Source organism: Nocardia yamanashiensis (assembly GCF_021183565.1).
Lineage (GTDB): Bacteria > Actinomycetota > Actinomycetes > Mycobacteriales > Mycobacteriaceae > Nocardia > Nocardia yamanashiensis.
Genome location: NZ_CP089226.1, coordinates 7,798,448 through 7,824,896 on the forward strand (window position 1 = coordinate 7,798,448; position 26,449 = coordinate 7,824,896).

Genomic DNA, 26,449 nt, shown 5'->3' on the forward strand with positions numbered 1-26,449 from the left:
TATGCGTGTGGTGAATCCCGTCGCCGCACGCGTACTGTCCACGGTCGCCGGACAGCTCGGCAATCCGCACGGAACCCTCGGCAAGCTCACCGCCCGCATTCTCAACCGCGGCAATCGATCCCTGATAGACGCCGCGGTCGACGCCGCCGAACCGGGTATCGGGGACGCCGTCGCCGATATCGGTTTCGGTGGGGGAGTGGGGCTTTCGCTGCTGCTCGCCCGTGTCGGCGCGACCGGGACGGTGCACGGCTTCGACATCTCGCCCGACATGATCGCCCGCGCCGCATCGGACCTGCGCGGCGAGATCGCCACCGGCCGCCTGACGGTCGCGCCCGGCTCGCTCACCGATCTGCCCCTCGACGACGCCGCCCTGGACGCTGCCATCACGGTCAACACCGTCTACTTCATCCCCGACCTGGCGCCCGCCTGCACCGAGTTCGCCCGCGTGCTGCGTCCCAAAAGCCGCATAGTCATCGGCGTCAACGACCCCGACGGCATGGCCAAGGCCCCGTTCACCCGCTACGGCTTCACCCTCCGCCCGGTCGCCGAGATCCGCGCCGCGTTGGAAGCAGCGGGCCTAGAGGTCGAGCACCGCCAGATCCCCGACCGGCCGTTCACCGGCCACCTGCTCATCGGCCGCCGCGCGGGCTGATCCGAGAGCCCGGTCCGCGCCGTTCGGCCTGCGCCGAATGCGCGCGGGGTCCCGAAGACTGCATCTCGAACGACCCGACGGCATGGCGAACGCCCCGTTCACCCGCCACCGCTGCACGCCTCCGTCCCGTCGGCAAGGTCCGCGCTGCGCTTGGAAGTGGCGGGCCGCGAGACTGAGCGCAGAGCGACGCCCGGGGTGGCCTGCGCCGTCGTTTTCCGGTGCTCGCCGGAAGTTGGTGCCGCGACGCGCGAATCCTTTTCGTTCGGGCCGGCCTCTTATGGTGGTGACTGTTCAAACGAAGGCCGAGAGCGTCGAGGAGTCGGGTGGAGTGGAGCGCGGGTGGGCCGGGGAACGGCTGGTCGAAGCCGCGCAGCGGGGGGACCGGGCGGCCATTGCCGCGGTGGTGAGCGGGGCGCATCCGCATGTGCGGCGGTTCGCGCATCACCTGTGCGCTTCCTCCGATGACGCGGAGGACGCCGCGCAGGAGGCGTTGATCATCCTGTATCGCAAGATCGGGACGTTGCGCGCCACGTCGGCGATCGCGTCGTGGATGTTCCGGATCGTGCGCAACGAATGCCTGCGGCGGGCCAAGGCGGTGTTCCAGGCTCCGGCCCGATACGAGTACGACGATTCCGAGATCACCGTTTCCGCGGAGGACGAAGTGCTGCGGCGGCTGGACGCGGATCAGCTCGCGGCGGCGATTGCCGGGCTGCCGCCGGTGCAGCGGCGCGTGCTGATCATGCGCGATGTGCTCGGCCATTCCGGGCGCGCGACCGCCGACGCGCTCGGGTTGAGCACGGCCGCCATGAAGTCGCAGCTGCATCGGGCGCGCGTCGCGGTGCGGGACAGTCTCGTCCTCGCGCGCTAGACCACCACCTCACTCCTCCCGTATCGAAGGGAAGCTTTGTCATGCTCATGTCCGGATCTCCCGCGCCCCGAATGGAATTCGAGGACACCACCGGTCGCCCCTGGCGACTGGCGGACCATAACGGCGAGCACAGCGTGCTGCTGTACTTCATGCGCTCGACGTCCTGCCCCGTCTGCAACCGGCACGCCCGCGATCTCGTCGCGAGGCGAAACGAATTCGACGACAGCAATGTTCGCGTCGTCATCGCAATACCCGAGGATCGGGAAACCGGCGCGGCGTGGAAAGCGAAGCACGGCATACCGTTTCCGGTGCTGGTAGGCGGCGCGGCGACCCCGCACGAGTCGATCGGCTTGACCCGCAAGGTCTTCGGTTCGATGCAGCAATCGGGCACCCTGCTCGTCGATCCCGACGGCGTCATCCGCCACATCCACGGAGCCACGGTTCCGCTCAACGGCTACGACCGGAAGGGCATCCTCGCGGCCATCCGCGGTTAGCCCGAAAACGGCCGCCGCACAGTGTGTGCGGCGGCCGGAGTCGTATTCGGGGTCCCTCAGACGGTGAACGAGGTGACGCCCTCGATCACCCGGTCCAGCTGCTCGGTGGTGAGCCCCGGCCACAGCGGCAGGCGCACAACGGTTGCCGAGAACTCCGCACTGCGCACACACGGCACCGGGGTGCGGCCCAGCTTGAGGCCCGCCGGGCTGGAATCGAGCGGAATGTAGTGGAACGGCGCGACGATGCCGAGCCCGCGCAGATGCGCGATGAGCTCGTCGCGCCGGCCCTCGCCGGGCACCCGCAGGAAGTACAGGTGCGCGGTGTGCTCGCGGTCCTCCGGGACCGTCATGAGCTGAACATCGTTGCGGGCGGCCCATTCCGGCAGCCCGGCCGCGTAGGCGTCCCACACCCGGTGCCGATTGGCCTGGATGGTGTCGAACTCGGCGAGCTGCGCGTCCAGTACGGCGGCGTTCAATTCACTGGGCAGGTACGAGGATCCGATGTCCTGCCATGAGTACTTGTCCACCGCCCCGCGTAGGAAACGCGCGCGGTCGGTGCCCTTCTCGCGAATGATCTCCGCACGGGCCATCAGGATCTCGTCGGTGAGTAGCACCGCGCCGCCCTCACCGCAGTGCACGTTCTTGGTGTCGTGGAAGCTCAGCGCGCCGATCGAGCCGATGGTGCCCAGCTGCTGCCCCCGGTAGGACCCGCCGAGGCCGTGCGCGTTGTCCTCGATGATGGCGAAACCGTGCGCGTGCGCGAGCTGCCGCAGCCCTTCCATATCCGCCGCCACCCCGCCGTAGTGGATGACCACCACGGCCTTGGTGCGCGGGGTGATGGCCGCCGCCACCGACTCCGGATCCAGATTGCCGGTCGCCAGGTCGATATCGGCGAACACCACGGTCGCCCCGCGCAACGCCATCGCCGTCGCGGTGGAGGTGAACGCGAAACTCGGCACGATCACTTCGTCGTCGGGCCCGAGTTCCAGCAGCAGCCCGCCCATTTCGAGCGCGGAGGTGCAGGAGGTGGTGAGCAGCGCGTGCGGCGCGCCGGTGATGTCCTTCAGCTTCGCGGTCGCGGCCGCGGTGAACGGGCCGTCACCGTGGCTGTGGTCCGACGACAGCACCGCCTCCACATTGGCGAGCTCGCGGCTCGCGCGGTACGGACGGCTGAAGATGATGCGGTCAGTGCTCACCCGGGTCGAGTCCCCTCGCGTTGCTGTGGATTTCACGATGGTGTTCCCGGCCGCGTTCCTCCGGACGCGGGGTCGGCGAATCCACCGTCAGATACAGGGGTTTGCCCACGAGCACGTGCAGCGCCACCCCCAGGTACTCGGCGATCAGGCCGAGCGAGAACAGGATCGCGCCGGTGCACAGCAGCAGCACGGTCATCAGCGAGGCCCAGCCCTCGGGATCGGTGCCGCTGTCGGTGAGCGCGTGATAGACCACCCACGCGGCCATCCCGCCGCCCGCGAGCGCCAGTGTCACGCCCAGCAGGCTCACCAGGCGCAGGCCGCGGGTTCCGCTGCACAGCACCATCTTCCAGAACAGCGAGAACAGCCGGCGATAGTTGTAGCCGGATTCCTCGCGGCCCTCGGCGCGCAATTGCACCGGCACCTGCGCCACATCGCTGACCACCCAGGTGAGCGCCACATCCAGGTACACGCCGTTGGACGCCACCTCGGCCAGCTGCCGGGCGATATCGCCGCGGATCAGCCGGTAGCTCTCGAACCGGGTCGAATCGGGGAAGGCGAAAACGGTCGCGAGCACGATCTTGGCGCCGCGCGAGGTGATATTGCGCAGGAAGCCGTGCGGGCGGGTATTGACCGGCTTGGAGTACACCAGGTCGGCGCGCTCGTGCAGCGCCGCGTCCAGGAAGTCGCCGATGAACGCCGGATCGTGCTGCCCGTCCTCGTCCATGGTGACGGTCCAGTCGCCGCGCGCCGCCGCCATACCGGCGATGGTGGCCGCGTCCTGCCCGAAATTGCGGCTCATCCACACCACCCGCACCTGCGGATAGGTCTGTTCGAGCTCCTGCAACACCACATCGGAGCGGTCCGGGCCGTGATCGTGCACGAGAATGATCTCGTCCACGCTGAACACCGCGCCGCCGGGCGAGGCGGTTTCGGAGCCCAGTTTGTCGAGTTCGGCGACGAGCGCCGCAATGGTCTCTTCGCCGCGATACACGGGTACCACCACCGAGACCGCGTGCACTCGGCTGCGCGGCGGGGCGGAGGTGGTCTCGTACGAACGGGACGGAATCGGCATCAGCTGGATCGACTTTCGAAGACGGTGCGTGCCGGAACTCCTCGCCAAATTACAGAGCCCGAGCCGCCGTGAACTCTAACACGGTGCAGGTCGCGATAATCGGCTCGGAGTTTGCTCACGCCATCATCATTGCGTCATCGGTCGATGCCTTCCACAGCGACGCCCTGTAGGGTCTGGAACTCGTGGTGGAAAGTGCATTTTCGACGGTGGCGCGGGCCACCGAATCCGAGGCCGAAGCAACCCACGAAACCGCACGACGTGATGTACGTCGCTGGGCGTTGTTCACCGCGCTCGGGGTGACGCTCGGCTATCTAGCGGTACTGCTGGCCGACGCCCGCCACTTCTACACCGACGACACCGAATCCCAATACACCGGTTTGTGGGTGTTCTTCGGGCGCGCTTTCCGCAATGGCGACTTCCCGCTGCTGGTGCCGCAGCAGTGGATGACCGGCAACTACACCAATGAGGAAGCGGGACTGTTCAACCCGCCGCAGCTGCTGATCGATCTGATCGCGCCCTCGGTGCCGAACCTGGCGCTGTACGCCACCGTCGTCAAGCTCGTCTTCGCGATCATCGCCGGGCTCGGCGTGTACCGCGTCTGCCTGGCCTACGGCAGCCGTCCGGAATGGGCGGCCGCGGCGGGCGTGGCGTTCCCCTTCACCGGGTTCTTCCTGTTCTTCGATTCCGCCAGCTGGATCACCTCCATGACCGGCACCGCGTGGATGATCCACGCCTGGGCGTCGGCGGTGCGGTACTCGCGCGGCAAGAGCGGGCCGATTCCGGTGTTCGTGTTCCTGTACCTGGCGATCTCGGTGCAGTACGTGTTCCCGGCGGTGGAAGCGGTGCTCATGCTGGCCGCGGTCGCGGTCGGGGAGCTGGTGGTGCGCGGGTGGAAGGCGGCCTGGGCGCCGCTGGCCCGGCTCGCGGCGGTCGCGCTGTGCGCGGGGCTGGCGGGGCTGATCACGTTCCTGCCCTCGATGCTGTCGGCCAAGGTGAGCTGGCGCGGCACCTCGCAGATCAATAACGACCAGTTCCTGACGGTGCCGTGGTCGGAATCGCTGAACGCCTCGCTGCCCTCGACCATGCCGGCGTTCACCTCCTGGTGGGGGTATGTGCAGCCGCTGCCCATGGTGTACATCGCCTGGTTCCTGATTCCGGCGCTGGCGTTCGTGGATTGGCATGCGGCGCGGCAGCAGTGGAAGCAGTTCGTGTCGATCGCGCTGTTCGCGTTGATGGCGTTGTTCTGGACCGCCGGGCCCGGGACCATCGGGCCGCTGCGGTGGCCGGCGCGCGTGCTGCCGATGCTGGCGCTGGGGTTGCTGGTGCTGGTGTGCGTGCTGCTCGGGCGGTTCGGCACGGTGCGCGGGTGGCGTAATCGCTGCGTCGCGGCCGGGGTGCTGATTCTGGCGCTCTGGGTGCGCAGCTTCTCGGCCGATCCGCACGATGTGGTCTGGCATGTGCTGTCCGCGGTCGTGGTGGCGGCGCTCGGTGCGGGTGTGGTGTGGCTGGTGCGCACCAAGGGGCTGGGCGCGGGCGTGGCGCTGACCATCGTGGCCATGTTCCCGATCGCCTACTTCCAGGTCGATGCCGCGCAGCCCAACATCATGTCCTGGAACCTGCCCGCCAATCGCGAGGAGGCCAAGGCGGCGTTCCCGAAGTTCGACACCGGGACGACCCTGCAGCTGGGCGATCGCGGGTTGCTGCAGCCCGCCGACAAGAGCCTGTCCGGCGCGTACGGTTCGCTGGTCTGGGGCAATTACGCCAAGGACCTGGAGAAGGACTACGTCAACGGCTATACGCCCAACGGCCACTTCTACTTCGGTGAAATGCTGTGCATGCGCTGGGACGGCAGCGTCTGCCCCGACTCCTACCGTCGCATGTTCGCGCCCGAACCCACCACCGGCCGCACGCTCGCCGATCTCATGCTGATCGACCGGATCGTGTTGCAGAAGGCCATGTTCCCGGATGCCGGTAACCAGCCCGCCCCCGACGGCTGGCATTTCGTGCCCGCGGCCGGCCACGAGAAGTACATCTGGGTGCTCGAACGCGACAACGGTCCCATCTCCACGGTGAACGGCCGCGTCGGCGACGCCCACAATGTCACCGCCGCCTCGATTTCCGAGACCGGCACCACCAGCCGGATCGAGGTGAGTTCCGAAACCGGTGGCCGCCTGACCCTTTCGCGCCTGGGCTGGCCCGGCTACCGGGTCACCTTGAACGGCAAGACGATTCCGTTCCACACCGTGGCCAAGGTGTTCGTGGCCGTCGACATCCCGGCGGGCACCCGGAACGCCGAACTCGAGGTGTCGTGGCGTCCGCCGGGCTGGAAGATCGGCATGGCATCCGCCGCGGCCGGTCTGGTCGGCCTGGGCCTGCTGCAATGGCTGTACCTGCGTTCGCGCCGCGACGAGGACGGCGACGACGGTGACGGCGGCGCACCGGCCACCGGCCCGCGCCCCGATCGTGAACTGGCGGACTCGCTCTCGTGACCGCCGTCGACTCCGGCCCCGCCGGACCACTGCTCAAGCTGGTCCGGCGTCAGGAGATCGCCTTCGCCCTGGTCGGCGGTTTCAACACCGTCATGGGCATGGCGTTCACCATCATGTGGCTGGCCGTCCTCGACGGCCCAGTCTCCACCGACGTGGCCGCCGCCCTCTCGGTTCCCCTGGCGTACTGCGTCAGCCTCCCCATCGCCTTCGTCCTGCACCGCACCCTCGTCTTCCGGGTCCGCGGTCAGGTCCTGCGCGACTTCATCGCCTTCGTCGGCGTCAACCTGGTCGGCATGCTCCTCAACACCGCCCTGCTCTGGTTCGCGGTATCGGTCCTCGACCTCCCCAAAAACCTCTCGGCGATAGCCGTGATGGCCCTGGTGGCGGTGGGCAGCTTCTTCGGCCACCGCCACATCTCCTTCCGCCGCCCCACCCACGATTCCCACCCCGAACCCCCGGCCCGGTAGTTTGTGACCATGTCGGAGGAAACCTTGGACGCCACCCTGCTCAGCCTGCTCGCCTGCCCCCAGGACAAAGGCCCGCTCCTGCTCGTCCACGACGACAACGGCGACGCCGTCCTCTACAACCCCCGCCTGCGCCGCGCCTACCCCATCGACAACGGCATCCCCGTCCTGCTCACCGACGAGGCCCGCGACGTGGAAGACAGCGAACACACCGTCTTCATCACCCAGGCCTGAACGCCGGCTCGGGGCCGCTGCGTCAGTGGAGCTCGATGTCGCCGGTGAAGTAGCGCTGGAGCGTCGGGCCCACGATCGCGGTGAGTTCCTCGATGGGCATCGAGGCGATGGGCTCCAGTTGGACGATTTTGCGGGTTACCAGGAGGCCGGCCAGTTGGGAGGCGGCGAGGGTGGCTCGTTTGAGGCCGGTGCCCGGGGGCGAATCCACGCGGGTGCGAACGTCTTTGAGGACTACCTCGAGGAGGAAGGTGCGGGCCAGGGCGGGGTCACCTTGGCTGAGCAGGCCGCGGAAGGCGGCGACGGCTTGGATGCCGATGGGGGAGTCCCAGACCGTCAGGACGGCTCGGATGATGGTTTCGCCGAGTCGGTCGACGGGAGCGGCCGCGATCTGGGCCAGCACCACTTCGGGGTCGATCGGCAATTCCAGTGCGGCGGCGAAGAGTTGCTGTTTGGTGCCGAAGTAGTGGTGGACCAGGGCGGGATCGACGCTCGCGGCGGTGGCGATGGAGCGGATGGAGGCCTTGTCGAAGCCCACTTCGGCGAACCGCACCCGGGCGGCGTCGAGGATCGCCTCCCGGGTGCCGGACTGTCCCGGGCGTCGGCCGCTGCGGCTGCCGTTGCCCGAGCTCACGCGGTGCGCCGTCGGAGGGTCGCCGCGCCGAGAGCCAGTGCGACGGTGGCGAATACCGCCACGATCGCCAGATCACGCCACATCTGGCCGGTGACGCCGGAGTGGGTGGAGACCTGTTGCAGGGCGTCCACCGCGTAGCTGAGCGGCAGCACATTGCTGATCGCTTCCAGCCAGCCGGGCAGCTGACCGCGCGGCACCAGCAGGCCGCAGAGGAAGAATTGGGGCAGCACGATCACGGGCATGAACTGTACGGCCTGGAACTCGGTGCGCGCGAAGGCGCTTGCCAGCAGACCCAGCGCGACGCCCAGGACCGCGTCCACCACGGCGATCAGGATCACCAGCAGGGGACTGCCGGCCGAGTCCAGGTCCAGCAGCCAGAACGCCACCACGCAGGCGATGACGGCCTGACCGGTGGCGGCCACCGAGAACGCCGTGCCGTAGCCGGCCAGCAGGTCGAACTTGGCCAGCGGCGTGGTCATCAGGCGCTCGAGGGTGCCCGAAACCCGTTCCCGCTGCATGGCGATGGCGGTGATGAGGAACATGACCACGAACGGCAGGATGCCGAGCATGGTGATGCCGACCCGGTCGAACAGGCGCGGCTGGCCGGACAGCACCGGATAGTTCTGGTACACGAAGTACAACAGGGTCATCAGCAGCGCGGGCACCACCAGGATCATGGCCACGGTGCGATGATCGGCCCGCAACTGCCGCAGAATACGCACGGTGGTGGCGGTGTAGCAGCGCAGCGGTCGCGGTCCGGCGGGACGCGAAAGGGTCGCGGTCACAGCTGTTCTCCCATTCGAATGAGCGCGAGGAAGGCGTTCTCCAGGCTGGATTCGCCGGTGTCATGCCGCAATTCGTCGGGACTGAGCTGCCCCAGCAGCCGCCCTTCCCGCATCAGCAGCAGCTTGTCGCAATGTTCGGCCTCGTCCATGACGTGACTCGAAACCAGCAGGGTGCGGCCCTGTCTCGCGAGCGCGTGGAACTGCTCCCACAGGTCCGCGCGCAGCACCGGATCCAAACCCACGGTGGGCTCGTCCAGCACCAGCAGATCCGGATTCGCCACCAGCGCGCAGGCCAGCGACACCCGGGTGCGCTGCCCGCCGGAGAGCTGATTGCCGCGATGCCCGGCATGCCCGCTCAAACCCACGGCGGCGATGGCGGTTTCGACATCGGCGGCCGAACAGCCGTACAGCGCACCGAAATACGACACATTGTCGGTGACGCTGAGGTCGTCGTAGATGCTGGGCGCCTGGGTCACGTACCCGACCTTGCGGCGCAGCGCCCGCGACCCGGCTTCGTCGCCGAGCACCCGCACCGACCCGGATTCCACGATCTGGGTGCCGACGATGCTGCGCATCAGGGTGGTCTTGCCGCAGCCGGATGGACCCAAGAGTCCGGTGATGCTGCCGCGCGGCACGGTCAGCGATATGTCCTGGAGTACCTGCCGCCCACCGCGACGCACTTCCAAGTGCTCTATCGCGATGGCGGCGGTGTCGGGCGACGTCACGGTCTGCCTCAATTCATCGAGTGTTGAATTCACTACGTGATGAATTCTGCGCGCGGGCAGCCGCCGACGTCAAGACCCTTCTGCGTGTCGCTGCGTGTCAGTGCCCGGAGTGCTGGTGGGAAGGGGGAGCGCCGGCCTGCGCGCCCGGGTCCACGACCACGAATTGGCCCATCATGCCGAGGTCCTCGTGCCAGAGCAGGTGGCAGTGGAACATGTACGGATTGTTCGGATCGCTCGGTCCGTCGAACCGCACCGCGAGTTGCACCGTGCTGTTCGGCGGCAGGAACACGGTGTCCTTCGGGCCGCTCAGGGCCGCCGAGGGTGTTGTGCCGTCCACCGCGGTGACCCGGAACTGCACATCGTGGATGTGGAAGTTGTGCGGCATGCCGTCGCGATTGCGCACCGTCCACAGTTCGGTCTCGCCGCGCGTGATGGTCGCGTCGATCCGGCTCATATCCATCGCCTTCTCGTTGATGGTGCCGAAGTCGAGGTTGAAAGTGCGCTCCCGCTCGGCATCCGATGCCTGCGGGGTGCTCGCCGGGACCAGCGTTGAAGGCAGCGCGGGTGACGGCCGCAGGGTTTCGGCCGCGCGCAATTCGAGGAGATCGAAGCGATCGTCGCCGCCGCTGAACCGGTTGCCGAAGAAATCCAGTCCCAGGTCCGGGTTTTCGCTGCGCAGCGTCACCCGCTCGCCGGGGCGCACCCGCACCACGATCTCGGCCCGCTCGCCCGGTGAGAGCCGCACGTGGTCGAGGTTCGCCGGTCGTTCCAGCAGTCCGCCGTCGGTGCCGATGAGGTCGAATGCCCGCCCGTCGGAGAATCCGAAATTGTAGATCCGGGCCGTCGAAGCGTTGAGCAGGCGCAAACGCACCAGCTCGTCGCTCACCGTCCGGTACGGGGCGAGCGTGCCATTGACCATGGTGCGGTCACCGAGCGTGCCGATATCGGCGAAAACTCCTCGCCCGTAGCCGAATTGGTCGCCCTTGAACTTCACGTCCTGCACGATGACCGGCAGATCGTCGACGCCGTAGGTGTGCGGCAGGGTGAGCGCGCTCGCGGTGTCGTCGTCGAGGATGTACATCCCCGCCAGCCCCTTGCGCACGTGAGATTCGGTGGCCCCGTGCGGGTGTGGGTGATACCAGAGCGTGGCCGCCGGCTGATCCACCGTCCACTCCGGCGTCCAGCTGCCGCCCGCCCGCACCATCTGATGCGGGCCGCCGTCCATCGCCGCCGGGAGATGCATGCCGTGCCAGTGCACCGAGGACGCCTCGTCCAGCTGGTTGGTCACCTGAACCCGCACGCGCTCACCGCGTTTCGCGCGCAAGGTCGGTCCGAGATAATCCCCGTCGAACCCCCACGTCGCGGTGCGCTGCCCCGGCCGGAACTCCTTCTGCCCCGCGCGCATGTTCAACTCGAACACCCGCGTGCCGTCCGTCTCGACCTTCGACTCGGCCAGCGGTGGCACCCACAGCTCCTCGGTGAACGCCATTCCGACGGTGGACACGTCCGCCCGCGAGTACGCCCACCCGAACCAACCGCCCACCGCCAGCACGATGACCACCACAAATGCCCCGAGCCCCAGCAGTATTCGCCGGGCCCGCGATCCTCCGCTCGCCATGCCGCTGACGTTAGGAAACCGGGTGCTCTCCCCACATCGGGCAGCGCCCGGAGATTCCCCCGGACCAGACCCTGAACCGCCCCCGAACCAACCCCTGCTCGCGGCTGCAATGGCACCGCCCCCTTCCGTGGGGCCGTGCCGCGAATCCCGAGCTGCCGCCCGATTGAAGAGGTATGTCCGATGCGCGGCTGACGAAAGTCTGACGGTCGGCGCTAACCCGGTATGTCGGGCTGCTCGATGCGCCCCGCCGCGGTCACAATCTCCGGCATGACCGCTGTTCCCACGACCGATGGAGGCCGCCCGTGCGGGTATTGCTGACCGGTGCCGCCGGATTCATCGGATCGCACATTCATCGCGCCCTGTCCGATGCCGGGCACGAGGTCGTCGCCGTCGACCTCATGCTCGCCGCCGCGCACGGGTGCGCCGCCCTGCCGCCCACCGGCATCGACCGGGTGGACGTGCGCGACCCGGGGGCCCTCGACCCCTATCTGCGCGGCGTCGATGCCGTTTGCCATCAGGCCGCTGTGGTCGGTGCGGGGGTGGACGCCCAGGACGCGCCCGCTTACGCCAGCCACAACGATCTCGGCACCGCCGTCCTGCTCGCGGCCATGGATCGCGCGAAATGCCGTCGCCTGGTGCTGGCTTCGTCCATGGTGGTGTACGGCGAAGGCCGCTACCTCGATGCCTCGGGAGCGCCCGCCGAACCCGCCCCGCGCCGCCGCGAGGATCTGGAAGCCGGGCTCTTCGACCACCTGAATGCCGACGGTGAGCCCCTGACCTGGGCGACCATCGACGAGGATGCGCCGGTGCGGCCCCGCAGCCTGTACGCGGCGAGCAAAGCGGCGCAAGAGCATTACGCGACGGCCTGGGCGGCCGCCACCGGCGGGACGGTCACCGCGCTGCGCTATCACAACGTGTACGGCGACGATATGCCCAGGGACACACCGTATTCCGGTGTTGCCGCCATCTTCCGATCCAGTCTGGAAGCGGGCGAGTCCCCGCGCGTCTTCGAAGACGGCTGTCAGGCCCGAGATTTCGTGCACGTCCGCGATGTCGCCGCCGCCAACCTCGCCGCCCTGGAGCACCCCCTGCCCGGCTTCGTCCCCCTGAACATCGCGTCCGGCGTCCCGATCACCATCGCCGAAGTAGCGTCGATCCTGGCCACCGCGCACGGCGGCAAACCACCGGTGGTCACCGGCGACTTCCGCTCCGGCGACGTCCGGCACATCGTCGCCAGCCCCGAAAAGGCCCGCACCGCACTGGGTTTCAGTGCCGTGGTCACGCCCCAAGACGGACTGGCCGACTTCGCCACGGCTCCGCTCCGGGTCGCAGTCGGAGTCGGCGCACCCAGTTGGAGGTAGCGCCCGCAGGGTCTGCTTCGGTATCGCGCGGGATTTCGAAGATGCCGGGATACCGTCGGCCGCGTCATCCCGGCATGCTTTCGGCCGGGATCTCGCATATCGAAGCAAGATTCGGGCCGCCAGCGCGCCGGAACGACCGAGTGGGAGCGTGCTGGAATCACAGGTGGGAGCACGCGTCCGAATGGCGGGCGAGTGAGTATCAGCGGGTTATGGTGGGACGGAGGAGGGGAAGACGGATTTCGAAACGTGCTCCCCGCTCGCGGTTCTCGGCATGGATCTCGCCGTGGTGCGCCTGCACCAGCCCCGCCGCGATGGCCAGCCCCATCCCGCTGCCGCTGCCGAGCGCATCGGCGGTGGGGGTGCGGGCGGCGGTGCCACGGTAGGCGATCTCGAAGATTCGCGGCAGGTCCGCCTCGGCGATACCCGGCCCGGTGTCGTCCACTCGTGCCCAAGCCCGCTGACCCTCGATGCCGGCCGACAGCGTGATGCATCCACCGGACGGCGTGTGTGCGAGAGCGTTGGCCACCAGATTGGTCAGCACTCGCCCGAGCGCACGGTCGCTGCCCGCCACCGGGATCCGGTAGTCCGGCTGCCGTGCCTCGAGGGTGATCCCCGCGCGGGCGGCGGTCGCCTGGTTCGCGGCCAGCACCTCGTCGATCACCTCGCGCAGGTCGACCGGTTCCAGTTCCAGCCGCAGGGCCCCGGCATTGATCTTCGACATCTCGAACAGGTCGTCCACCATCGCCGACAGCCGATTCGATTCCCGCACCAGCTGATTCGCGTACCGCTGCACGTCATCGGGCCGGCTCACCACCCCGTCCGCGAGCGCCTCGCCCATGGCCCGGATACCCGCCAGCGGAGTGCGCAGGTCGTGACTCACCCAGGCCACCAGTTCCCGCCGCGACTGTTCGGCGGCGCGTTCCTGGGCGAGCATCTCCTTCTCCCACACCATGGTTCGCGCCTGCGCCCGCCCCAGCAGCACGGCGGCGGGCACGGTCACTGCCGTCACCACCCCGAGCACGATGGCGGTGCGTTCCAGCGCATCGTCGAACATGAGGCCGCTCACCGCGACCACTCCGGCTAGGATCGCCACAGTCGGAATCAGCACCAGGACCACAAGGTTGGTGGTGACCGCCCGATTCCTGGTGTACCGCAGCAGGAGCGCGCCCACCAGCACCACGGGTAGCGACCCCGCGAGCGCGTACCCGACCAGCCCGGACGTGTCAGTGGGCATGGCCGCCACCGCTTCGTCGCGACGACCGCAAACCCCTGAAGGCGGCTGCCGGAATCCGGCCGACATCCCCGCGCGGCCCCCGCTGGTCCCGCTGCTCCTGTCGGTCTTGCTGCTCGCGTGGGTTTTGCTGCTGGCGCGGGATTCGGTGCTCTCGCCGGTTTTCCTGGTCCGGCCGGTCGCGGCCCGGCGTCTCCAGGCCGGGAGCGGACTGCGCCGGGCTCATCGGGTGGACTCCGGAGTGGACTCGTCCTCGCCGGAATCGACTCGGCCCCAGGCATATCCGCGCCCCCATACCGTGTCGATCAGGTGCGCGTCGCCGAGCTTGGCGCGCAAGCGCTTGATATGCACAGTGACCGTGGACAGATCCCCGAAATCCCAGCCCCACACCTGCGCCAGCAGTTCGTCGCGGCTGTATACCCGGCGCTGATGCGCGAGCAGGAAAGCGAGCAGATCGAATTCGCGGGCGGTCAGCTCCACCGGTTTGCCCGCGATGGTCACCGTGCGCGAGTCCTGCCGCAATTCCACCGTGCCGCCGCGCAATACCTGATCCGACACCGGCACGGCCCGGGCCCGCCGCAGCACGGACGCCACCCGCAAGGCCAGCTCCTTGGGGCTGAACGGTTTGGTGACGTAATCGTCCGCGCCCGCCTGCAACCCGATCACCCGATCGTCTTCCTCGCCGAGCGCGGTGAGCAGAATGATCGGCGTCTCCGGATGCGGCCCGGACCGCACCGTCCGCACCAGTTCGATCCCGTCCGGCGCGGGCATCATCACGTCCAGGACCGCCAGGTCGATGTCATTGCGCGCCAGCACTTCCGCCGTCGCCCGCCCGTCCGCGGTCTCCACCACGTCGAACCCGTCCCGTTCGAGATAGCGGCGCACCACCTCGCGCACCACCGGATCGTCGTCTGCCACCAGAATGCGCACGGTCCTCACCAATTCGTCAGTATCAGGTGGGCGATCGCCAGCGTGCCCACGGCTTGTACGGTCAGCCAGCCCCGCTGATTGTCGCGCGGCAGCAATGCGGTTCCGGCCAGCGCCCACACCTCGAACGGCAACCAGATCCGCTCGGTCTCGGCCTTGCTCAGTCCGCTGATATCGGCGGCGAGTATCGCCAGCACCCCCGCCGCCGCGACGAGGGCCGCCGGATCGGCCTCGGATCGCCAGCGCGCCAGCCATTCCCGAGCCGGGGCGATCAACGACTCGGTACGCGCGGCCGGAGCGGGTGCGGCATCGATCTCGTTGTGGGAGGAGGTAATTCGCTGGGTTTCCGGTTCTGATTCGAACGACGTGCCCACGTCGGCTCGCCGGGCGAGTGTTCGAAGCCGGACCCGCGCTCCGCCGGCGGACCCGGGCTCGTCCGGACGGGCTGCCGACCGTGCCGACCGCTGCGGCAGCAGCCGCAATCCGGCCCACACCCGGTACCCCGAGGCCGCGGTCGCCAGTCCGACCGCGCAGACCGTCGCCGCCAGATTCGCCCATACCCAATAGGAGTACGGGCGTTCGCTCGCGATGCCCTGGTAGTAGCGCTCCACCACGAGGTGATAGCCGTCGACCCACCAGAATCCGGCCGCGGTGAACGCCGCGACAACCACCGCCACGCCCAAGAGCGCGGGCAGTAATGGCCGGAAGCCGCGGGCGGCCAGCACGGCGGCGGCGGGAATCGCCATGAGTACCAGGCCGTAGCTGAGATACAGGGTGAAACCGAACAGCAGACCGGATGCCAATGCCGTCACCGGCCAATCCCGTTCGAGCCGGGTGGCGAGTGCCAGCAGTGCCACCGCCCACGCGCTCACGCCCGCGAACAGCGCGTCCGCCGATACCGCGATCCAGATGGCGGCCGGGGCCAGCACCAGGAAAGGCATTGCGGCACGGGCCCGTAACTCCGAGCCCAGCGCTCGCACGGTCACCGCCACCGCGATCACCGCGCTGGTCCCCGCGAGCAGGCACAGCGTCGCCGCCCACCCGCCGCCGCCGAGTCCGATCCGATCCAGCAGCACGAAGGTCAGCAGCGCGCCCGGCGGGTGCCCGGACACGTGCGTGGTCCACGAATCGGGCTGGAAATCCAGGATGCGGCCCGCGAATCCACTGATCATGGTCCGGATTCCGCCCACCCCGCCGACCTCGTGCAAATATTCGTCGCGGGTGGTGAGCCGGCCCGCGAACCCGCGCTGCCACCCGTCCACCATGGCCAAGGCGAAGGCCCACGCGATAGCGGTGAGCCAGCCGACGCCCAGCAGCCGCCCCCACGACAGGCGTCGCGCCAGCGCCGGACCGTGCAGCACCACGCCCGCCGCGAGGGCCACCGCGGGCACCGTGCCCCACCCGACGTGCGGCAGCCAAGCGCCGAAGATCGGTGCGGCACCGGCGTACAACGCATCCCGCCACTGTTTGCCCATGATTCGCGGCAGCAGGAACGCGGTCGCGACGAGTACGACGGCGGCCCCGGCGCACAGGCGATCGACCCGGCTGGGCACATACCGCGCGACCGAGGTCGCGGAAGCGTTCACCATGTCAGCCACCCTAGGCCCGACACGCCCGCCGACCCAGGTGAAACGGCATCGTGCCAGCTCCCGTCATACTTTCGTCATCGTGTCCGCGGCCGTGACGGGCGTCGCAGGCCGTACGGTTGCGGCCATGACCGAATCGGACGAGCAGCCCGGGGTCACCGTCGTGATCCCCTGCCGGGACGAGGCAGGCGCCTTGCCCGGCGTACTCTCCGCAATCCCTCCCGGCTATCGGGTGATCGTGGTGGACAACGGTTCCACCGACGGCACCGCCGAGGTCGCCCGCGCCGCCGGCGCCACCGTGGTGAGCGAATCCACCCCCGGTTACGGCAGCGCGGTGCACGCCGGAGTCGACGCCGCCACCACCGAACTGGTCGCCGTACTGGACGGCGACGGTTCCATGAACCCGGCCGAACTACCCCGCCTGGTCGCGGAATTCACCCCCGGCGTGGACATGGTCGTCGGCCGCCGCCGCGCCACCGTGCCCGGCGCGTTCCCGCTGCACACCCGAATCGGCAACTGGGCCTTCGCCTTCCGCCTACGCCGCCGCTACGGCCTGCCCGTGCACGACATCGCCGCCATGCGCGTCACCCGCCGCGACCGACTGCAAGCCCTCGGCCACCTGCACGCCCGCTCCGGCTACCCCCTCGCGCTCCTCACCCGCGCCGCCGACGCCGGCTGGCTGGTGATCGAACGCGACATCACCTACAGCCCCCGCACCCACGGCGATTCCAAGGTGTCCGGCTCCTGGCTCGGCACCGCACGCGCCGCCCGCGACTTCTGGAGTGTCCGATGAACCCGAAAGACATAGACCGCACCGGCTTCCCGTGGCTCCCCGCTCCCAAACGCGCACCGGCTCCCGCGGCCGGCGAATCCACGGGGGGACAAAGCGCTTCCAGCGGAGGCCCCGTCGGCGCGACAGCAGCCGATCCCGCAGTGGCGCAGACGCAATCGCGCCACCCGGTCGCACCGACGGCGGGCTACGGTGCGACGGCGATTGGGTCGAACGCCTCGGCGACTGGGCCGAACGCGACGGTGACTGGCCTGAATGCCCCGGCGATTGAGCCGAACGCGGCGGTGACTGGGTCGAACGCGGCGGTGACTGGGCGGAATGCTGTGCCGATTGGGCCGAACGCCATGGTGACTGGGCCGAACGCGACGGCAGCTGTGCCGAACGTGACGGCAGCCGTGCCGGATGCCACGCCGCCTGAACCGAATGCCACGGTGGCTGCGAGGTGGGGTGGGGCGAGTGTGCGGCGGGAGCCTATCGCCGCGACCGCGCTGGTGGTCGCGAAGTCGCCCATCGCGGGGTTCGCCAAAACTCGTCTCACGCCGCCGTTCTCGCCGGTGGAGGCCGCTTATCTGGCGGCCTGTGCGCTGCTGGATACCCTGGAAGCGGTGCGCGACAGCGGGATCCAGTATCCGATGGTGGCGTGGACCGGGGATATCGATCGGGCCGAGCGGCGGATCGAGATCGCTTCGGCGCTCAAGGGTTTCACCGTGGTTCCGCAGCGCGGGGACGGATTCGGTGAGCGGCTGGCGAACGCGCACGCCGACGCCGCGCGTTTCGGCCTGCCGGTGCTGCAGATCGGCATGGACACCCCGCAGGCGTCTCCGCGGCTGCTCGCCGAATCGGCGACCCGGCTGGTGGAAACCGGTGAGGCCGTGCTCGGGCCCGCGGCCGACGGCGGCTGGTGGGCGCTCGGGCTCAGCGATCCGCGCCCGGCCCGGCTGCTCACCGAGGTGCCCATGTCCACCGATCGCACCGGTGAGCTGACCGCGAACATGGTGCGGCGCTGCGGATTCCAGGTGCACGAGCTGCCCGAGCTCACCGATGTCGACACCTACGCGGACCTGCTCGAGGTGGCTGCTGTGGCGCACGGGCGGTTCGCGCGCACGGCGCTCGACCTGTGCTCGGCCGAAGCGACCGCGCACCCGGTGAAAACAGCGGTGTCCCTGTGAATCTCGTAGGCCCGGCCGCCCCTCGGAAAGGCCGTTCGTGGTGAATACGCTGCTACCGCCCGCGCTGAGCCGCCGCATCAGTCCCGCTCGATCGGCGGCGGTCACGGCGCGGGTCGGCATCGCCCTCGGCATCGGAGTGGTGATCGTCTTCCTGACCGGACTGATCAGCCATCTGATCCAGCATCCGCCCGAGTGGTTCTGGTGGCCGGCGCATCCGGTCTGGCTGTACCGGATCACCCAGGGCATTCACGTCACGGTCGGCGTCATGCTCATTCCGCTGCTGCTGATCAAGCTGTGGTCGGTGTACCCGCGGCTGTTCCTCGCACCCGTTTTCGGCAAGCTCACCGCGGGGATCGCCGATGTGCTGGAACGGCTTTCGGTCGCGGTGCTGATCGGAGCGATGATCTTCCAGCTGGTCACCGGCTTGTTCAATACGGCCCAGTACTACCCGTGGAAGTTCTTCTTCCCGACCACCCACTACGCCATGGCCTATGTGGCCCTCGGTGCGCTAGCCGTACATCTGGCGGTGAAGCTCCCGGTGGTTCGGCAGGCTCTCGCCCGTCCCGTCGTCGAGACCCGGCCCGAACGGGCAACAGGACTCTCACGGCGCGCCCTACTGACGGCCGCGGGGGTGGGCGCGGCCGTCGCGGGCTTGGCCATTGCCGGCCAGACCGTTCCTTTCCTGCGCTGGGTATCTCTGCTGGCTCCACGCAGTGGCGAAGGGCCGCAGGGCATTCCGATCAACCGCACCGCCGAGGCGGCCGCCGTCACCACCACGGCCCGCGCCGCCGACTACGCCCTGCGGGTCACGGTCGGCGGCGCGACCCGGACCTTCTCGCGCGCCGACCTGGAGGCGCTACCGCAGCACGACAGCGCCCTGCCCATCGCCTGTGTCGAAGGCTGGAGCGCCCAGGGGAATTGGCGCGGCGTCCGCCTGCACGACCTGCTGGCCCGCGTCGGTGAATATCGCGGTGGCGACGTCCGTTTCGTATCCCTCGAAACCACCGGCATCTACGGTTCCTCGACCCTGCCGCGCCCGCACGTGATCGACGACTCCACGCTGATCGCGCTGCGCCTCAACGGCGAAGAGCTCTCCCTCGACCACGGCTACCCCTGCCGGCTCATCGCCCCGAACCGCCCCGGCGTCCTGCAGACCAAATGGCTGAAGTCCATCGAGGAACTGACATGACCGTATTCCGTTGCGCCCTGGTGGCTTTCGGCATCGCCATTGCCGCCTACGGCATCGACCTGCTGCTGGAGATGTCCACCGCCGACCTGAAATCCGTGGCGCTCTGGTTCGTGGGCGGCATCCTCGCCGACGACCTGATCTTCGGACCGCTGGCCGCCCTGCTCGGCCTGACCGGGCACCGGCTGCTCCCCGCCCGGTGGTGGCCGGCCTGCGCGGTCGGCGCGTTCGTCTCGCTCGCCCTGGTGCTCATCGCCGTACCGGTGCTGGGCCGCGAGGGCGCGGTGCCCGGCAACGACACCGTCCTGGACCGGAACTACACGCTGGGCCTGTGCGTCGCGCTGGCCGTGGTGTGGGCGGGTGTCGCCATCCACCTGATCGCTCGTCGTGAACACGCCGCCGCACCGCTCGCGCCCGCCCCGGCGGACCTCTAATCTCTGGTCGTGACCAGCAAGGATTCCGACGCGGCCGTCGAGGCCGAGAATGCCGCCGAGGGTGGGCAGCTCCGCGCCTCCACCCTGGAACTGTTCTTCGACCTCGTGTTCGTCTTCACCATCACCCAGCTCACCCACGCCTTCACCCACCATCCCGGCTGGGCGGCGTTCGGTCAGGTGGCGCTCATGTTCGGCGTCATCTGGTGGATGTACGACGGCTACGTGTGGCTGACCAACGAGGTAGCGCCCAGCAGTTCGGCGCGGCGCACCTGGCTGCTCGTCGGCATGTTCGGATTCTTCGTGCTGGCCTTGGCGATTCCGGGCGCGTTCACCGGATCCGGGCTCGCGTTCGGCCTGGCCTATCTGCTCATCAATACCGTGCACACCCTGCTGTTCCGCGCCAACGGCGGCGCGGCGGCGGTGGCCGCGGTGCTGCGGCTGGCGCCGCTCAACGCGCTGTCGGCCGGACTCGTGCTGGCGGGCGGGCTCATTCACGAATGGCCGCGCTACGTGCTGTGGGGCCTGGCCTTCGCGCTCCAGATCATCACGCCCTATCTGATGGATCCGGGCGGGTTCGTCATCCGCACCACGCACTTCTGCGAACGGCACGGGCTGGTGCTCATCGTCGCGCTGGGCGAATCGATCGTGTCCATCGGAGCGAGCCTGACCGGCATGGACATCACCGTCGGCCTGGTCGCCACCGTCGGCCTCGGCCTCGGGCTGGCGTACGCGCTGTGGTGGGCCTACTTCGGCCTCGACGACGAACGCGGCGAACACGCCCTGGAGGCGCTGCCGGGTTCCGAACGCGGCCGCCCCGCCGTACTGGCCTACGGCTACGCCTTCTTCGCACTGCTGCTCGGCATCACCATGACCGCCGCCGGGCTGAAAATGACCATCGCGCACGGTAATACGCCCGCCACGGCCGCCGCCGCGCTCGCCCTGTCCGGCGGCGTCGCGCTCTACTTCCTGGGGCAGTGGGCATTCCGGCTGGTGCTCGGCCTGCCGCGCCCGTGGTGGCGGCTCATCGCCGCGTTCGCCGTCCTGGCCACCGCCCCGATCGGCATCGCCTGGGTGGCGTGGGGTCAGCTGCTGGTGCTGTTCGTGGTCGGCTACGCGTTCGTGATCGCCGACGACCTCATGAGCCTGCGCGCGGGCGACCACAGCGCGTACCTGCGGACCGGGGCAGGCATCCACGGCGGCGACGAAGCGGGACCCGCGGTCGGCGAAAACCCCTGACGAAAGGGCCCGGCGGTGGTGCGCCGGGCCCGAATCGCGGGTAGGTCAGGAACGTTCGGGCAGCGCGCACCCGTCCGGGCCGCAGGTGTCGGCATCGGCGACGATCTGCAGTTCCGGGGCGTGATCACTCCACGCCTGCTCCAGCGCCTGCGCGAACACCTCCGGCGGCTGCGCGCCGGAAACCCCGTACTTGCGATCGAGCACGAAGAACGGCACGCCGCGCGCACCGAGCTGCGCCGCCTCGGCCTCGTCCTTGCGCACCGCGTCGGCGAACGCCTCCGGATCCTCCAGCACCGCGCGCACCGCCGGCTCCTCGAACCCGGCATCGACGGCGACCCGCACCAGTCGTTCGGCATCACCGAAGAGCGGCTGCTGCTCCGCGAAGTTCGCCGCGTACAGCGCATCCAGCAGCGCTTCCTGCTTGCCCTGTTCGAGGGCGAAATGCAGCAGCCGGTGCATATCGAAGCTGCTGCCGAAGTCGCGGCCCGAGGTGACATAGGGCAGCCCCATCGCCTCGGCCTGCGCCCCGATACCGCGCTCGTTGGCCGCCGCCTGCGCCTCGCTGATCCCGTACTTCTCGGCAATGTGCGGCACCACCGCATCGCTGTGATCCTTCGGCAGCGACGGGTCCAGTTCGAAGGACCGATGCACCACCCGGACGGCGTCCCGATACGGGAACGCCGCCAGGGCTTCCTCGAACCGCCGCTTGCCCAGGTAGCAGAACGGGCAGTTGATATCGGTCCAGATCTCGACCTGTACGGCCATCACACCTCACTCCAACGACACTGTTTTCGCGGACCGGATGGCCCGCCACCAGGTGTTTCAACCGCCGTCCCGCACCCGGAATTCCACCGTGACCCACGTCACAGCACATGACTGTCACGTTCCCGGGGGCTCGTCTGTCCCATATCCGACCCAGCAGGAACGAGCACACGGGAGCAAGACATGAACGCCGACAACACCATTCGACAGATCGTGGTTCTGGGCGCGGGCTACACCGGCATGCTGGCCGCCATCCAGCTGGCGCGGCGCACCCGCAAGATGGCCGGGGTGGAGATCACCCTGGTGAATCCGTCGGCCCGCTTCACCGAGCGGCTGCGCATGCACCAGATCGCCGCCGGGCAGGAGCTGGCGGACCACCGGATCCCGGATCTGCTCGCCGGCAGCGGGGTCGCGTTCCATCAGGCCGCGGCCACCGCCATCGACACCGCGGCGCGCGCGATCACCCTCGATGACGGTGCGGTGCTGCGCTACGACGAACTCGTGTACGCCCTGGGCAGCGCTACCGACACCACCCGGGTGCCCGGCGCCGAAGACCACGCCTGGACGTTGAACGATCCCCGTCTGGCGCACCGGTTCTCGGTGCGGCTGACCGAACTGGCGGCACAGCGCGGGCAGGTGACCGTGTGCGGCGGCGGGCTCACCGGCATCGAAGCCGCCACCGAGATCGCCGAAGCCCATCCGGGACTGACCGTCACCCTGGTCAGCGCCGAACAGCCCGGCGCGATGATGGGGGAGAAGGCGCGCGCCCACCTGAACCGCGCCCTGGACCGGCTGGGCGTGATCCGGGTGGTCGGCGTGAAGGTCACCAAGGTGCTGCCCGACGCGGTGCGCCTGGATACCGGTGAACTGCTGCCCTCGGACCTGACCCTGTGGACCACGGGCGTCAAGGTGTCGCCGCTGGCCGCCGAGGCCGGAATCGCCACGGACGCCAAGGGACTCGTCATCACCGACGCCACCCTGCGCTCGATCTCGCACCCGGAGATCCACGCCATCGGCGACGCGGCCGCCGTCTACATGGCCTGGGGTCAGGTGCACGGCACCTGCCAGACCGGTATGGCCAGCGCCGGATACCTCGCCGCCGCGCTGGCCAGGCAATTGCAGGGCAAGAAGGTCAAGCCGTTCCGGATCGGCTACTTCCACCAGCCCGTCAGCCTGGGTCGTCGCGACGCGGTCATCCAGTTCACCAATGCCGATGACAGCCCGAAGCGCTGGTACCTGAAGGGCAAGGCCGCCGTCGCCTACAAGGAGAGCGTCTCGAGCAGCCCGGTGCCGACCTTCAAGATGAGCAAGCATGTGGCCGTGCGCGCGCAGCTGTCGAACGGTGGCCGTGCCACGCGGAAGACCGCGTGAATCCCGCGGTGGGGCCGGAATCCCCCGAATCCGGCCCCACTCGGACCGCTAACCAACTAGACCGGTAGGTATGAGTCCCATGCAGGACCGCACGACCGAAACCCCGAACCGCGACATCGACCCCTTCGTCGAACACCGTCGCCTGCTCTTCGGCACCGCCTATCAAATGCTCGGCACCGTCACCGACGCCGAGGACATCCTGCAGGACGCCTGGCTGAAATGGCATGCCGTGGACCGGGATTCGGTGGAACACCCCAAGTCCTACCTGGTGCGCACGGTCACCAATCTGGCGCTCAACCGCCTCACCTCCGCCCGGGCCACCCGCGAGACCTATATCGGCCCGTGGCTGCCCGAGCCCTTGATCACCGCGGCCGACGCCGCCCAGGAGACCGAAATGGCGGACACCGTCTCGACCGCCATGCTGGTGGTCCTCGAAACCCTCGCCCCCGTCGAACGCGCCGTATTCGTGCTGCGCGAGGTGTTCGGCTACTCGCACGCCGAGATCGCCGGCTTCCTCGACCGCCCCGAAGCCACCGTCCGCCAGATCTCGCACCGCGCCCGCAATCACGTGCACTCGCGCCGCCCGCGCTTCGACACCGATCCCGAAGCCCGCTCGGAGATCACCGAGAAGTTCATGGCGGCCTGCCACGGCGGCGATCTCAACGCGCTCATGCAATTGCTGGCCCCGGAAGTCACGCTGTGGAACGACGGCGGCGGCATCGTCACCGCCGCGCGCCGCCCGCTGCACGGACCCGATCATGTGGCGCGCTGGATCCTCGGCGTGCTGGCCAAACCCGTCTCGACCGGCTTCGGACTGGAAACCGCCGTGGTCAACGGCGAATTGAGCATTCTGTTCACGCTCGGCGACTACCGCGGCGGCGCGCTCACCTTCGATCTGGTCGACGGGCGCATGGAAAACATTCGCTTCCAGGTCAATCCGCAGAAGCTGGCCGGGCTGGCCCGCGCCGACGAGCCGGAAGCCTGAACTGGCAGGCGAATCAGCACCGCCGCCCCGTCGGCCGGGACCGCCGTACCGCGATGGCAGAATCGGGCCTCGTGTCAGCCGAGGAACTCGCCGTGGAACCATTGGCCGCCGCCCGGCGGTTGCTGGGCGCGACGCTGTGGTCGGGGCCGGTCGGCATGCGGATCGTGGAGGTCGAGGCGTACGGCGGTGACCCGGCGGGGCCGTGGCCGGACCCGGCCGCGCATTCCGGGCGCGGCCGCACGCCCCGGAACGCGGCCATGTTCGGGCCGCCCGGGGTGCTGTACGTGTACTTCAGCTATGGCATGCACACGTGTGTGAACGTCACCAGCGGCCCGGACGGGGTGGCCAGTGCGGTGCTGATCCGGGCGGGGGAGATCATCGCCGGAGTCGAGGCGGCGCGGGCCCGGCGACCGGCCGCCCGCACCGACGCCGCTCTGGCGCGCGGGCCCGGCAATGTCGGCAGTGCGCTCGGGATCGCGCTGAACGATTACGGCACCGCGCTTTTCGATCCGGCATCGCCCATCCGGCTCGAGCTCGGGCCCGAAATCACCGATCTGTCAGCCGTTTCCGTCGGCCCCCGGGTCGGCGTCAGCCTGGCCGCCGACCGGCCGTGGCGACTGTGGCTGCCGGATTCCCCGGCGGTCTCGGCCTACCGCCGCAGCCCGCGCGCGCCGCGGGCCGCGGGATAGCGCCGCTACTTCGCCGCGTAGATGCGGTGGTACAGCTCCCACAGGGTCCGCGCCGTCACCTCCGCGCCGGTGCGATCGGTGTATTCCTGTACGTGCCGGGCGAATTCGACCTGGGTCGCCCGGTCCATCGTCAATCCGTATTCGGTTTCCAGCAGATACGCGATGCCACCCTTGCCGGACTGTGAGTTCACCCGGATCACCGCCTCGTAGGTGCGGCCCACGTCCGCCGGATCGATCGGCAGATACGGTACCTCCCAAGGGATTTCACGCTCGGGCTGCCCGGAGCGCACCGCCCGCTCGCGATGCTCGGCGAACCCCTTCTTGATCGCGTCCTGATGCGTGCCCGAGAACGCCGTGTACACCAGCTCGCCGGCGTAGGGATGGCGCGGATGAATCGGCATGCGCGTGCATTCGGCCACCGTCGCCGCCACCGCGTCGATATCGGAGAAGTCGATGCCCGGATTCACGCCCTGCGCATGCAGATTCAAGGCCAGCGTCGCCAGATCCACATTGCCGGTGCGCTCGCCGTTGCCGAACACGCAGCCCTCCACCCGCTGCGCGCCGGCCAGCACCGCCAGCTCCGCGCACGCCACCCCGGTGCCGCGATCATTGTGCGGATGCACCGACAGGATCACGCTGTCCCGCCGCGCCAGATTCCGGTGCATGTACTCGATCTGGTCCGCGTACACGTTCGGCGTCGCGATCTCCACCGTCGCGGGCAGATTCAAGGTCACCGGCCGCTCGGGGGTGGCATCCCAGAGCGTGGTGATCCGATCGCACACGTCCAGCACGAAATCCGGTTCGGTCGCCATGAACACCTCGGGCGAGAACTGGAACCGCACATTGGGCATATCCCCGGCCAGCTCCAGAATGTCGCGCCCGCCCGCCATGATCAGGTCTGCCACGCCCTCGCGCGAGACGCCCAGCACGACGTCCCGCCACACCGGCGCGGTGGCGATGTACATGTGAATCACCACGGGATTGGTGATGCCGCGAAGGGATTCGACGGTCCGCTCGATCAGATCCCGGCGGGCGGGCGTGAACACCACGATGGCGACATCAGCGGGCGCGATGCCCTCCTCGGCGATCAATCGCACGAAATCGAAATCGGTCTGCGAGGCGCTCGGATACCCGACCTCGATCTCCTTGTAGCCCATGGCCACCAGCAGTTCGAAGAACCGGCGCTTGCGCACCGGATCCATGGGCTCGGCCAGCGCCTGATTGCCGTCCCGCAGATCCACCGGCACCCACAGCGGCGCCTCGGTGATGCGATTGCCCGGCCAGCGCCGATCGGTCAGCGGAACCGAAACTCGTTGGTACACATCGCGATAACGATGCGATGGCATGGGGGAGGGCTGCTGGCGATTCCAGGTCGTGGAAGTGGACATGCTCGGAATTCCTTCGCGTCGGTGAGAGAGGACCGGCGCGGCACATCGACCCGCGGACGGGGCGCCGGTCGATCAGACCCCGTCGCGGCGACGAAGGAGAAGCAGG

Annotated in this window: 25 protein-coding genes and 1 pseudogene; 15 read left to right on the forward strand and 11 right to left on the reverse strand. The window is 69.0% G+C overall.

From position 1 onward, the window contains the following. Position 1 precedes the first annotated feature (1 nt). The 3 genes from LTV02_RS35915 to LTV02_RS35925 all read left to right on the forward strand — a co-directional run bounded on the left by LTV02_RS35915 (position 2) and on the right by LTV02_RS35925 (position 2,014). Positions 2 to 652 (forward strand): class I SAM-dependent methyltransferase, encoded by a 651-nt coding sequence (locus tag LTV02_RS35915; RefSeq protein ID WP_408639311.1) that lies wholly within the window; start codon positions 2 to 4, stop codon positions 650 to 652. Between the two features lie 283 nt (positions 653 to 935). Continuing rightward, positions 936 to 1,520 (forward strand): RNA polymerase sigma factor, encoded by a 585-nt coding sequence (locus LTV02_RS35920; protein ID WP_233035982.1) that lies wholly within the window; start codon positions 936 to 938, stop codon positions 1,518 to 1,520. A gap of 41 nt (positions 1,521 to 1,561) precedes the next feature. Further along, positions 1,562 to 2,014 (forward strand): peroxiredoxin family protein, encoded by a 453-nt coding sequence (locus tag LTV02_RS35925; protein ID WP_233035983.1) that lies wholly within the window; start codon positions 1,562 to 1,564, stop codon positions 2,012 to 2,014. 56 nt (positions 2,015 to 2,070) lie between these two features. On the opposite strand, the gene rffA is transcribed toward LTV02_RS35925, so the two are convergent. Beyond that, positions 2,071 to 3,210, reverse strand: coding sequence for a dTDP-4-amino-4,6-dideoxygalactose transaminase (gene rffA, locus LTV02_RS35930; RefSeq protein ID WP_233035984.1), 1,140 nt, complete (start codon positions 3,208 to 3,210; stop codon positions 2,071 to 2,073). After that, positions 3,200 to 4,282 (reverse strand): glycosyltransferase, encoded by a 1,083-nt coding sequence (locus LTV02_RS35935; RefSeq protein WP_233035985.1) that lies wholly within the window; start codon positions 4,280 to 4,282, stop codon positions 3,200 to 3,202. The genes rffA and LTV02_RS35935 overlap by 11 nt, the downstream gene beginning before the upstream one ends. A gap of 296 nt (positions 4,283 to 4,578) precedes the next feature. Here LTV02_RS35935 and LTV02_RS35940 point away from each other — a divergent pair, with 296 nt between their 5' ends. The 3 genes from LTV02_RS35940 to LTV02_RS35950 are packed head-to-tail and all read left to right on the forward strand — an operon-like array spanning position 4,579 to position 7,469. Next, positions 4,579 to 6,771 carry a hypothetical protein gene (locus tag LTV02_RS35940; RefSeq protein ID WP_233041862.1) on the forward strand — a complete coding sequence of 731 codons (2,193 nt, stop codon included), beginning with the start codon at positions 4,579 to 4,581 and terminating at the stop codon, positions 6,769 to 6,771. Further along, positions 6,768 to 7,238, forward strand: coding sequence for a GtrA family protein (locus tag LTV02_RS35945; RefSeq protein ID WP_233035986.1), 471 nt, complete (start codon positions 6,768 to 6,770; stop codon positions 7,236 to 7,238). Before LTV02_RS35940 ends, LTV02_RS35945 begins: the two co-directional genes overlap by 4 nt. Positions 7,239 to 7,247: 9 nt before the next feature. Continuing rightward, entirely contained in the window at positions 7,248 to 7,469 is a 222-nt protein-coding gene (locus LTV02_RS35950; RefSeq protein WP_233035987.1) for a Trm112 family protein, read from the forward strand. 22 nt (positions 7,470 to 7,491) lie between these two features. Here the strand turns inward: LTV02_RS35950 and LTV02_RS35955 are convergent, their stop codons facing one another. The 4 genes from LTV02_RS35955 to LTV02_RS35970 form a co-directional block, all read right to left on the reverse strand. Continuing rightward, positions 7,492 to 8,100, reverse strand: a complete 609-nt coding sequence (locus LTV02_RS35955; RefSeq protein ID WP_233035988.1) for a TetR/AcrR family transcriptional regulator — start codon at positions 8,098 to 8,100, stop codon at positions 7,492 to 7,494. Further along, positions 8,097 to 8,885, reverse strand: coding sequence for an ABC transporter permease (locus tag LTV02_RS35960; RefSeq protein ID WP_233035989.1), 789 nt, complete (start codon positions 8,883 to 8,885; stop codon positions 8,097 to 8,099). The genes LTV02_RS35955 and LTV02_RS35960 overlap by 4 nt, the downstream gene beginning before the upstream one ends. Beyond that, positions 8,882 to 9,622, reverse strand: a complete 741-nt coding sequence (locus tag LTV02_RS35965) for an ABC transporter ATP-binding protein (protein ID WP_408639312.1) — start codon at positions 9,620 to 9,622, stop codon at positions 8,882 to 8,884. Before LTV02_RS35965 ends, LTV02_RS35960 begins: the two co-directional genes overlap by 4 nt. Before the next feature lie 85 nt (positions 9,623 to 9,707). Next, on the reverse strand, positions 9,708 to 11,228 hold the full coding sequence (locus LTV02_RS35970) for a multicopper oxidase family protein (RefSeq protein ID WP_233035991.1): 1,521 nt from the start codon (positions 11,226 to 11,228) through the stop codon (positions 9,708 to 9,710). Between the two features lie 302 nt (positions 11,229 to 11,530). On the opposite strand from LTV02_RS35970, the gene LTV02_RS35975 reads away from it, so the two are divergent. After that, on the forward strand, positions 11,531 to 12,589 hold the full coding sequence (locus LTV02_RS35975) for an NAD-dependent epimerase/dehydratase family protein (protein WP_233035992.1): 1,059 nt from the start codon (positions 11,531 to 11,533) through the stop codon (positions 12,587 to 12,589). Between the two features lie 199 nt (positions 12,590 to 12,788). On the opposite strand, the gene LTV02_RS35980 is transcribed toward LTV02_RS35975, so the two are convergent. From LTV02_RS35980 to LTV02_RS35990, 3 genes are all read right to left on the reverse strand, one after another. Next, positions 12,789 to 13,823: a sensor histidine kinase gene (locus tag LTV02_RS35980; protein ID WP_233035993.1), complete on the reverse strand. Its 1,035-nt coding sequence runs from the start codon at positions 13,821 to 13,823 to the stop codon at positions 12,789 to 12,791. A 219-nt stretch (positions 13,824 to 14,042) separates the two neighbouring features. Beyond that, positions 14,043 to 14,759, reverse strand: coding sequence for a response regulator transcription factor (locus LTV02_RS35985; protein WP_233041863.1), 717 nt, complete (start codon positions 14,757 to 14,759; stop codon positions 14,043 to 14,045). Next, the gene (locus LTV02_RS35990) at positions 14,756 to 16,336 is read right to left on the reverse strand and encodes a hypothetical protein (protein ID WP_408639313.1); all 1,581 of its coding nucleotides are present in this window, start codon (positions 16,334 to 16,336) and stop codon (positions 14,756 to 14,758) included. The genes LTV02_RS35985 and LTV02_RS35990 overlap by 4 nt, the downstream gene beginning before the upstream one ends. Before the next feature lie 124 nt (positions 16,337 to 16,460). On the opposite strand from LTV02_RS35990, the gene LTV02_RS35995 reads away from it, so the two are divergent. The 5 genes from LTV02_RS35995 (at position 16,461) to LTV02_RS36015 (ending at position 21,148) form a co-directional block, all read left to right on the forward strand. Then, the gene (locus LTV02_RS35995) at positions 16,461 to 17,126 is read left to right on the forward strand and encodes a glycosyltransferase family 2 protein (RefSeq protein ID WP_233035994.1); all 666 of its coding nucleotides are present in this window, start codon (positions 16,461 to 16,463) and stop codon (positions 17,124 to 17,126) included. A 455-nt stretch (positions 17,127 to 17,581) separates the two neighbouring features. Then, positions 17,582 to 18,292, forward strand: a complete 711-nt coding sequence (locus LTV02_RS36000) for a TIGR04282 family arsenosugar biosynthesis glycosyltransferase (protein WP_233035995.1) — start codon at positions 17,582 to 17,584, stop codon at positions 18,290 to 18,292. Between the two features lie 49 nt (positions 18,293 to 18,341). Continuing rightward, positions 18,342 to 19,481, forward strand: coding sequence for a molybdopterin-dependent oxidoreductase (locus LTV02_RS36005; protein ID WP_408639445.1), 1,140 nt, complete (start codon positions 18,342 to 18,344; stop codon positions 19,479 to 19,481). Then, positions 19,478 to 19,912: a hypothetical protein gene (locus tag LTV02_RS36010; protein WP_233035997.1), complete on the forward strand. Its 435-nt coding sequence runs from the start codon at positions 19,478 to 19,480 to the stop codon at positions 19,910 to 19,912. Before LTV02_RS36005 ends, LTV02_RS36010 begins: the two co-directional genes overlap by 4 nt. 9 nt (positions 19,913 to 19,921) lie before the next feature. Continuing rightward, the gene (locus LTV02_RS36015; RefSeq protein WP_233035998.1) at positions 19,922 to 21,148 is read left to right on the forward strand and encodes a low temperature requirement protein A; all 1,227 of its coding nucleotides are present in this window, start codon (positions 19,922 to 19,924) and stop codon (positions 21,146 to 21,148) included. A gap of 45 nt (positions 21,149 to 21,193) precedes the next feature. On the opposite strand, the gene LTV02_RS36020 is transcribed toward LTV02_RS36015, so the two are convergent. Next, the gene (locus LTV02_RS36020) at positions 21,194 to 21,913 is read right to left on the reverse strand and encodes a DsbA family oxidoreductase (protein WP_233035999.1); all 720 of its coding nucleotides are present in this window, start codon (positions 21,911 to 21,913) and stop codon (positions 21,194 to 21,196) included. Between the two features lie 180 nt (positions 21,914 to 22,093). Between LTV02_RS36020 and LTV02_RS36025 the strand changes: the two genes are divergently transcribed. The 3 genes from LTV02_RS36025 (at position 22,094) to LTV02_RS36035 (ending at position 24,955) form a co-directional block, all read left to right on the forward strand. Beyond that, positions 22,094 to 23,281, forward strand: a complete 1,188-nt coding sequence (locus LTV02_RS36025; protein WP_233036000.1) for an NAD(P)/FAD-dependent oxidoreductase — start codon at positions 22,094 to 22,096, stop codon at positions 23,279 to 23,281. Positions 23,282 to 23,360: 79 nt separating this feature from the next. Continuing rightward, on the forward strand, positions 23,361 to 24,266 hold the full coding sequence (locus LTV02_RS36030) for an RNA polymerase sigma-70 factor (RefSeq protein WP_233036001.1): 906 nt from the start codon (positions 23,361 to 23,363) through the stop codon (positions 24,264 to 24,266). A gap of 53 nt (positions 24,267 to 24,319) precedes the next feature. After that, positions 24,320 to 24,955: a DNA-3-methyladenine glycosylase gene (locus LTV02_RS36035; RefSeq protein ID WP_233036002.1), complete on the forward strand. Its 636-nt coding sequence runs from the start codon at positions 24,320 to 24,322 to the stop codon at positions 24,953 to 24,955. Positions 24,956 to 24,972: 17 nt separating this feature from the next. Here LTV02_RS36035 and LTV02_RS36040 read toward each other — a convergent pair. Then, positions 24,973 to 26,301, reverse strand: a pseudogene (locus LTV02_RS36040) (2-isopropylmalate synthase); the annotation flags it as partial. Positions 26,302 to 26,449 lie beyond the last annotated feature (148 nt).

Excerpts from the sequence above, each read along its gene's own strand:
- LTV02_RS35935 (WP_233035985.1), bottom strand. The coding sequence starts at position 4,282 with ATGCCGATTCCGTCCCGTTCGTACGAGACCACCTCCGCCCCGCCGCGC.
- LTV02_RS36030 (WP_233036001.1), top strand. The coding sequence starts at position 23,361 with ATGCAGGACCGCACGACCGAAACCCCGAACCGCGACATCGACCCCTTC.
- LTV02_RS36010 (WP_233035997.1), top strand. The coding sequence starts at position 19,478 with ATGACCGTATTCCGTTGCGCCCTGGTGGCTTTCGGCATCGCCATTGCC.
- LTV02_RS35915 (WP_408639311.1), top strand. The coding sequence starts at position 2 with ATGCGTGTGGTGAATCCCGTCGCCGCACGCGTACTGTCCACGGTCGCC.
- LTV02_RS36025 (WP_233036000.1), top strand. The coding sequence starts at position 22,094 with ATGAACGCCGACAACACCATTCGACAGATCGTGGTTCTGGGCGCGGGC.
- LTV02_RS36035 (WP_233036002.1), top strand. The coding sequence starts at position 24,320 with ATGGCAGAATCGGGCCTCGTGTCAGCCGAGGAACTCGCCGTGGAACCA.
- LTV02_RS35925 (WP_233035983.1), top strand. The coding sequence starts at position 1,562 with ATGCTCATGTCCGGATCTCCCGCGCCCCGAATGGAATTCGAGGACACC.
- LTV02_RS35980 (WP_233035993.1), bottom strand. The coding sequence starts at position 13,823 with ATGCCCACTGACACGTCCGGGCTGGTCGGGTACGCGCTCGCGGGGTCG.
- LTV02_RS35950 (WP_233035987.1), top strand. The coding sequence starts at position 7,248 with ATGTCGGAGGAAACCTTGGACGCCACCCTGCTCAGCCTGCTCGCCTGC.
- LTV02_RS35970 (WP_233035991.1), bottom strand. The coding sequence starts at position 11,228 with ATGGCGAGCGGAGGATCGCGGGCCCGGCGAATACTGCTGGGGCTCGGG.
- LTV02_RS35990 (WP_408639313.1), bottom strand. The coding sequence starts at position 16,336 with ATGGTGAACGCTTCCGCGACCTCGGTCGCGCGGTATGTGCCCAGCCGG.
- LTV02_RS36020 (WP_233035999.1), bottom strand. The coding sequence starts at position 21,913 with ATGGCCGTACAGGTCGAGATCTGGACCGATATCAACTGCCCGTTCTGC.
- LTV02_RS35995 (WP_233035994.1), top strand. The coding sequence starts at position 16,461 with ATGACCGAATCGGACGAGCAGCCCGGGGTCACCGTCGTGATCCCCTGC.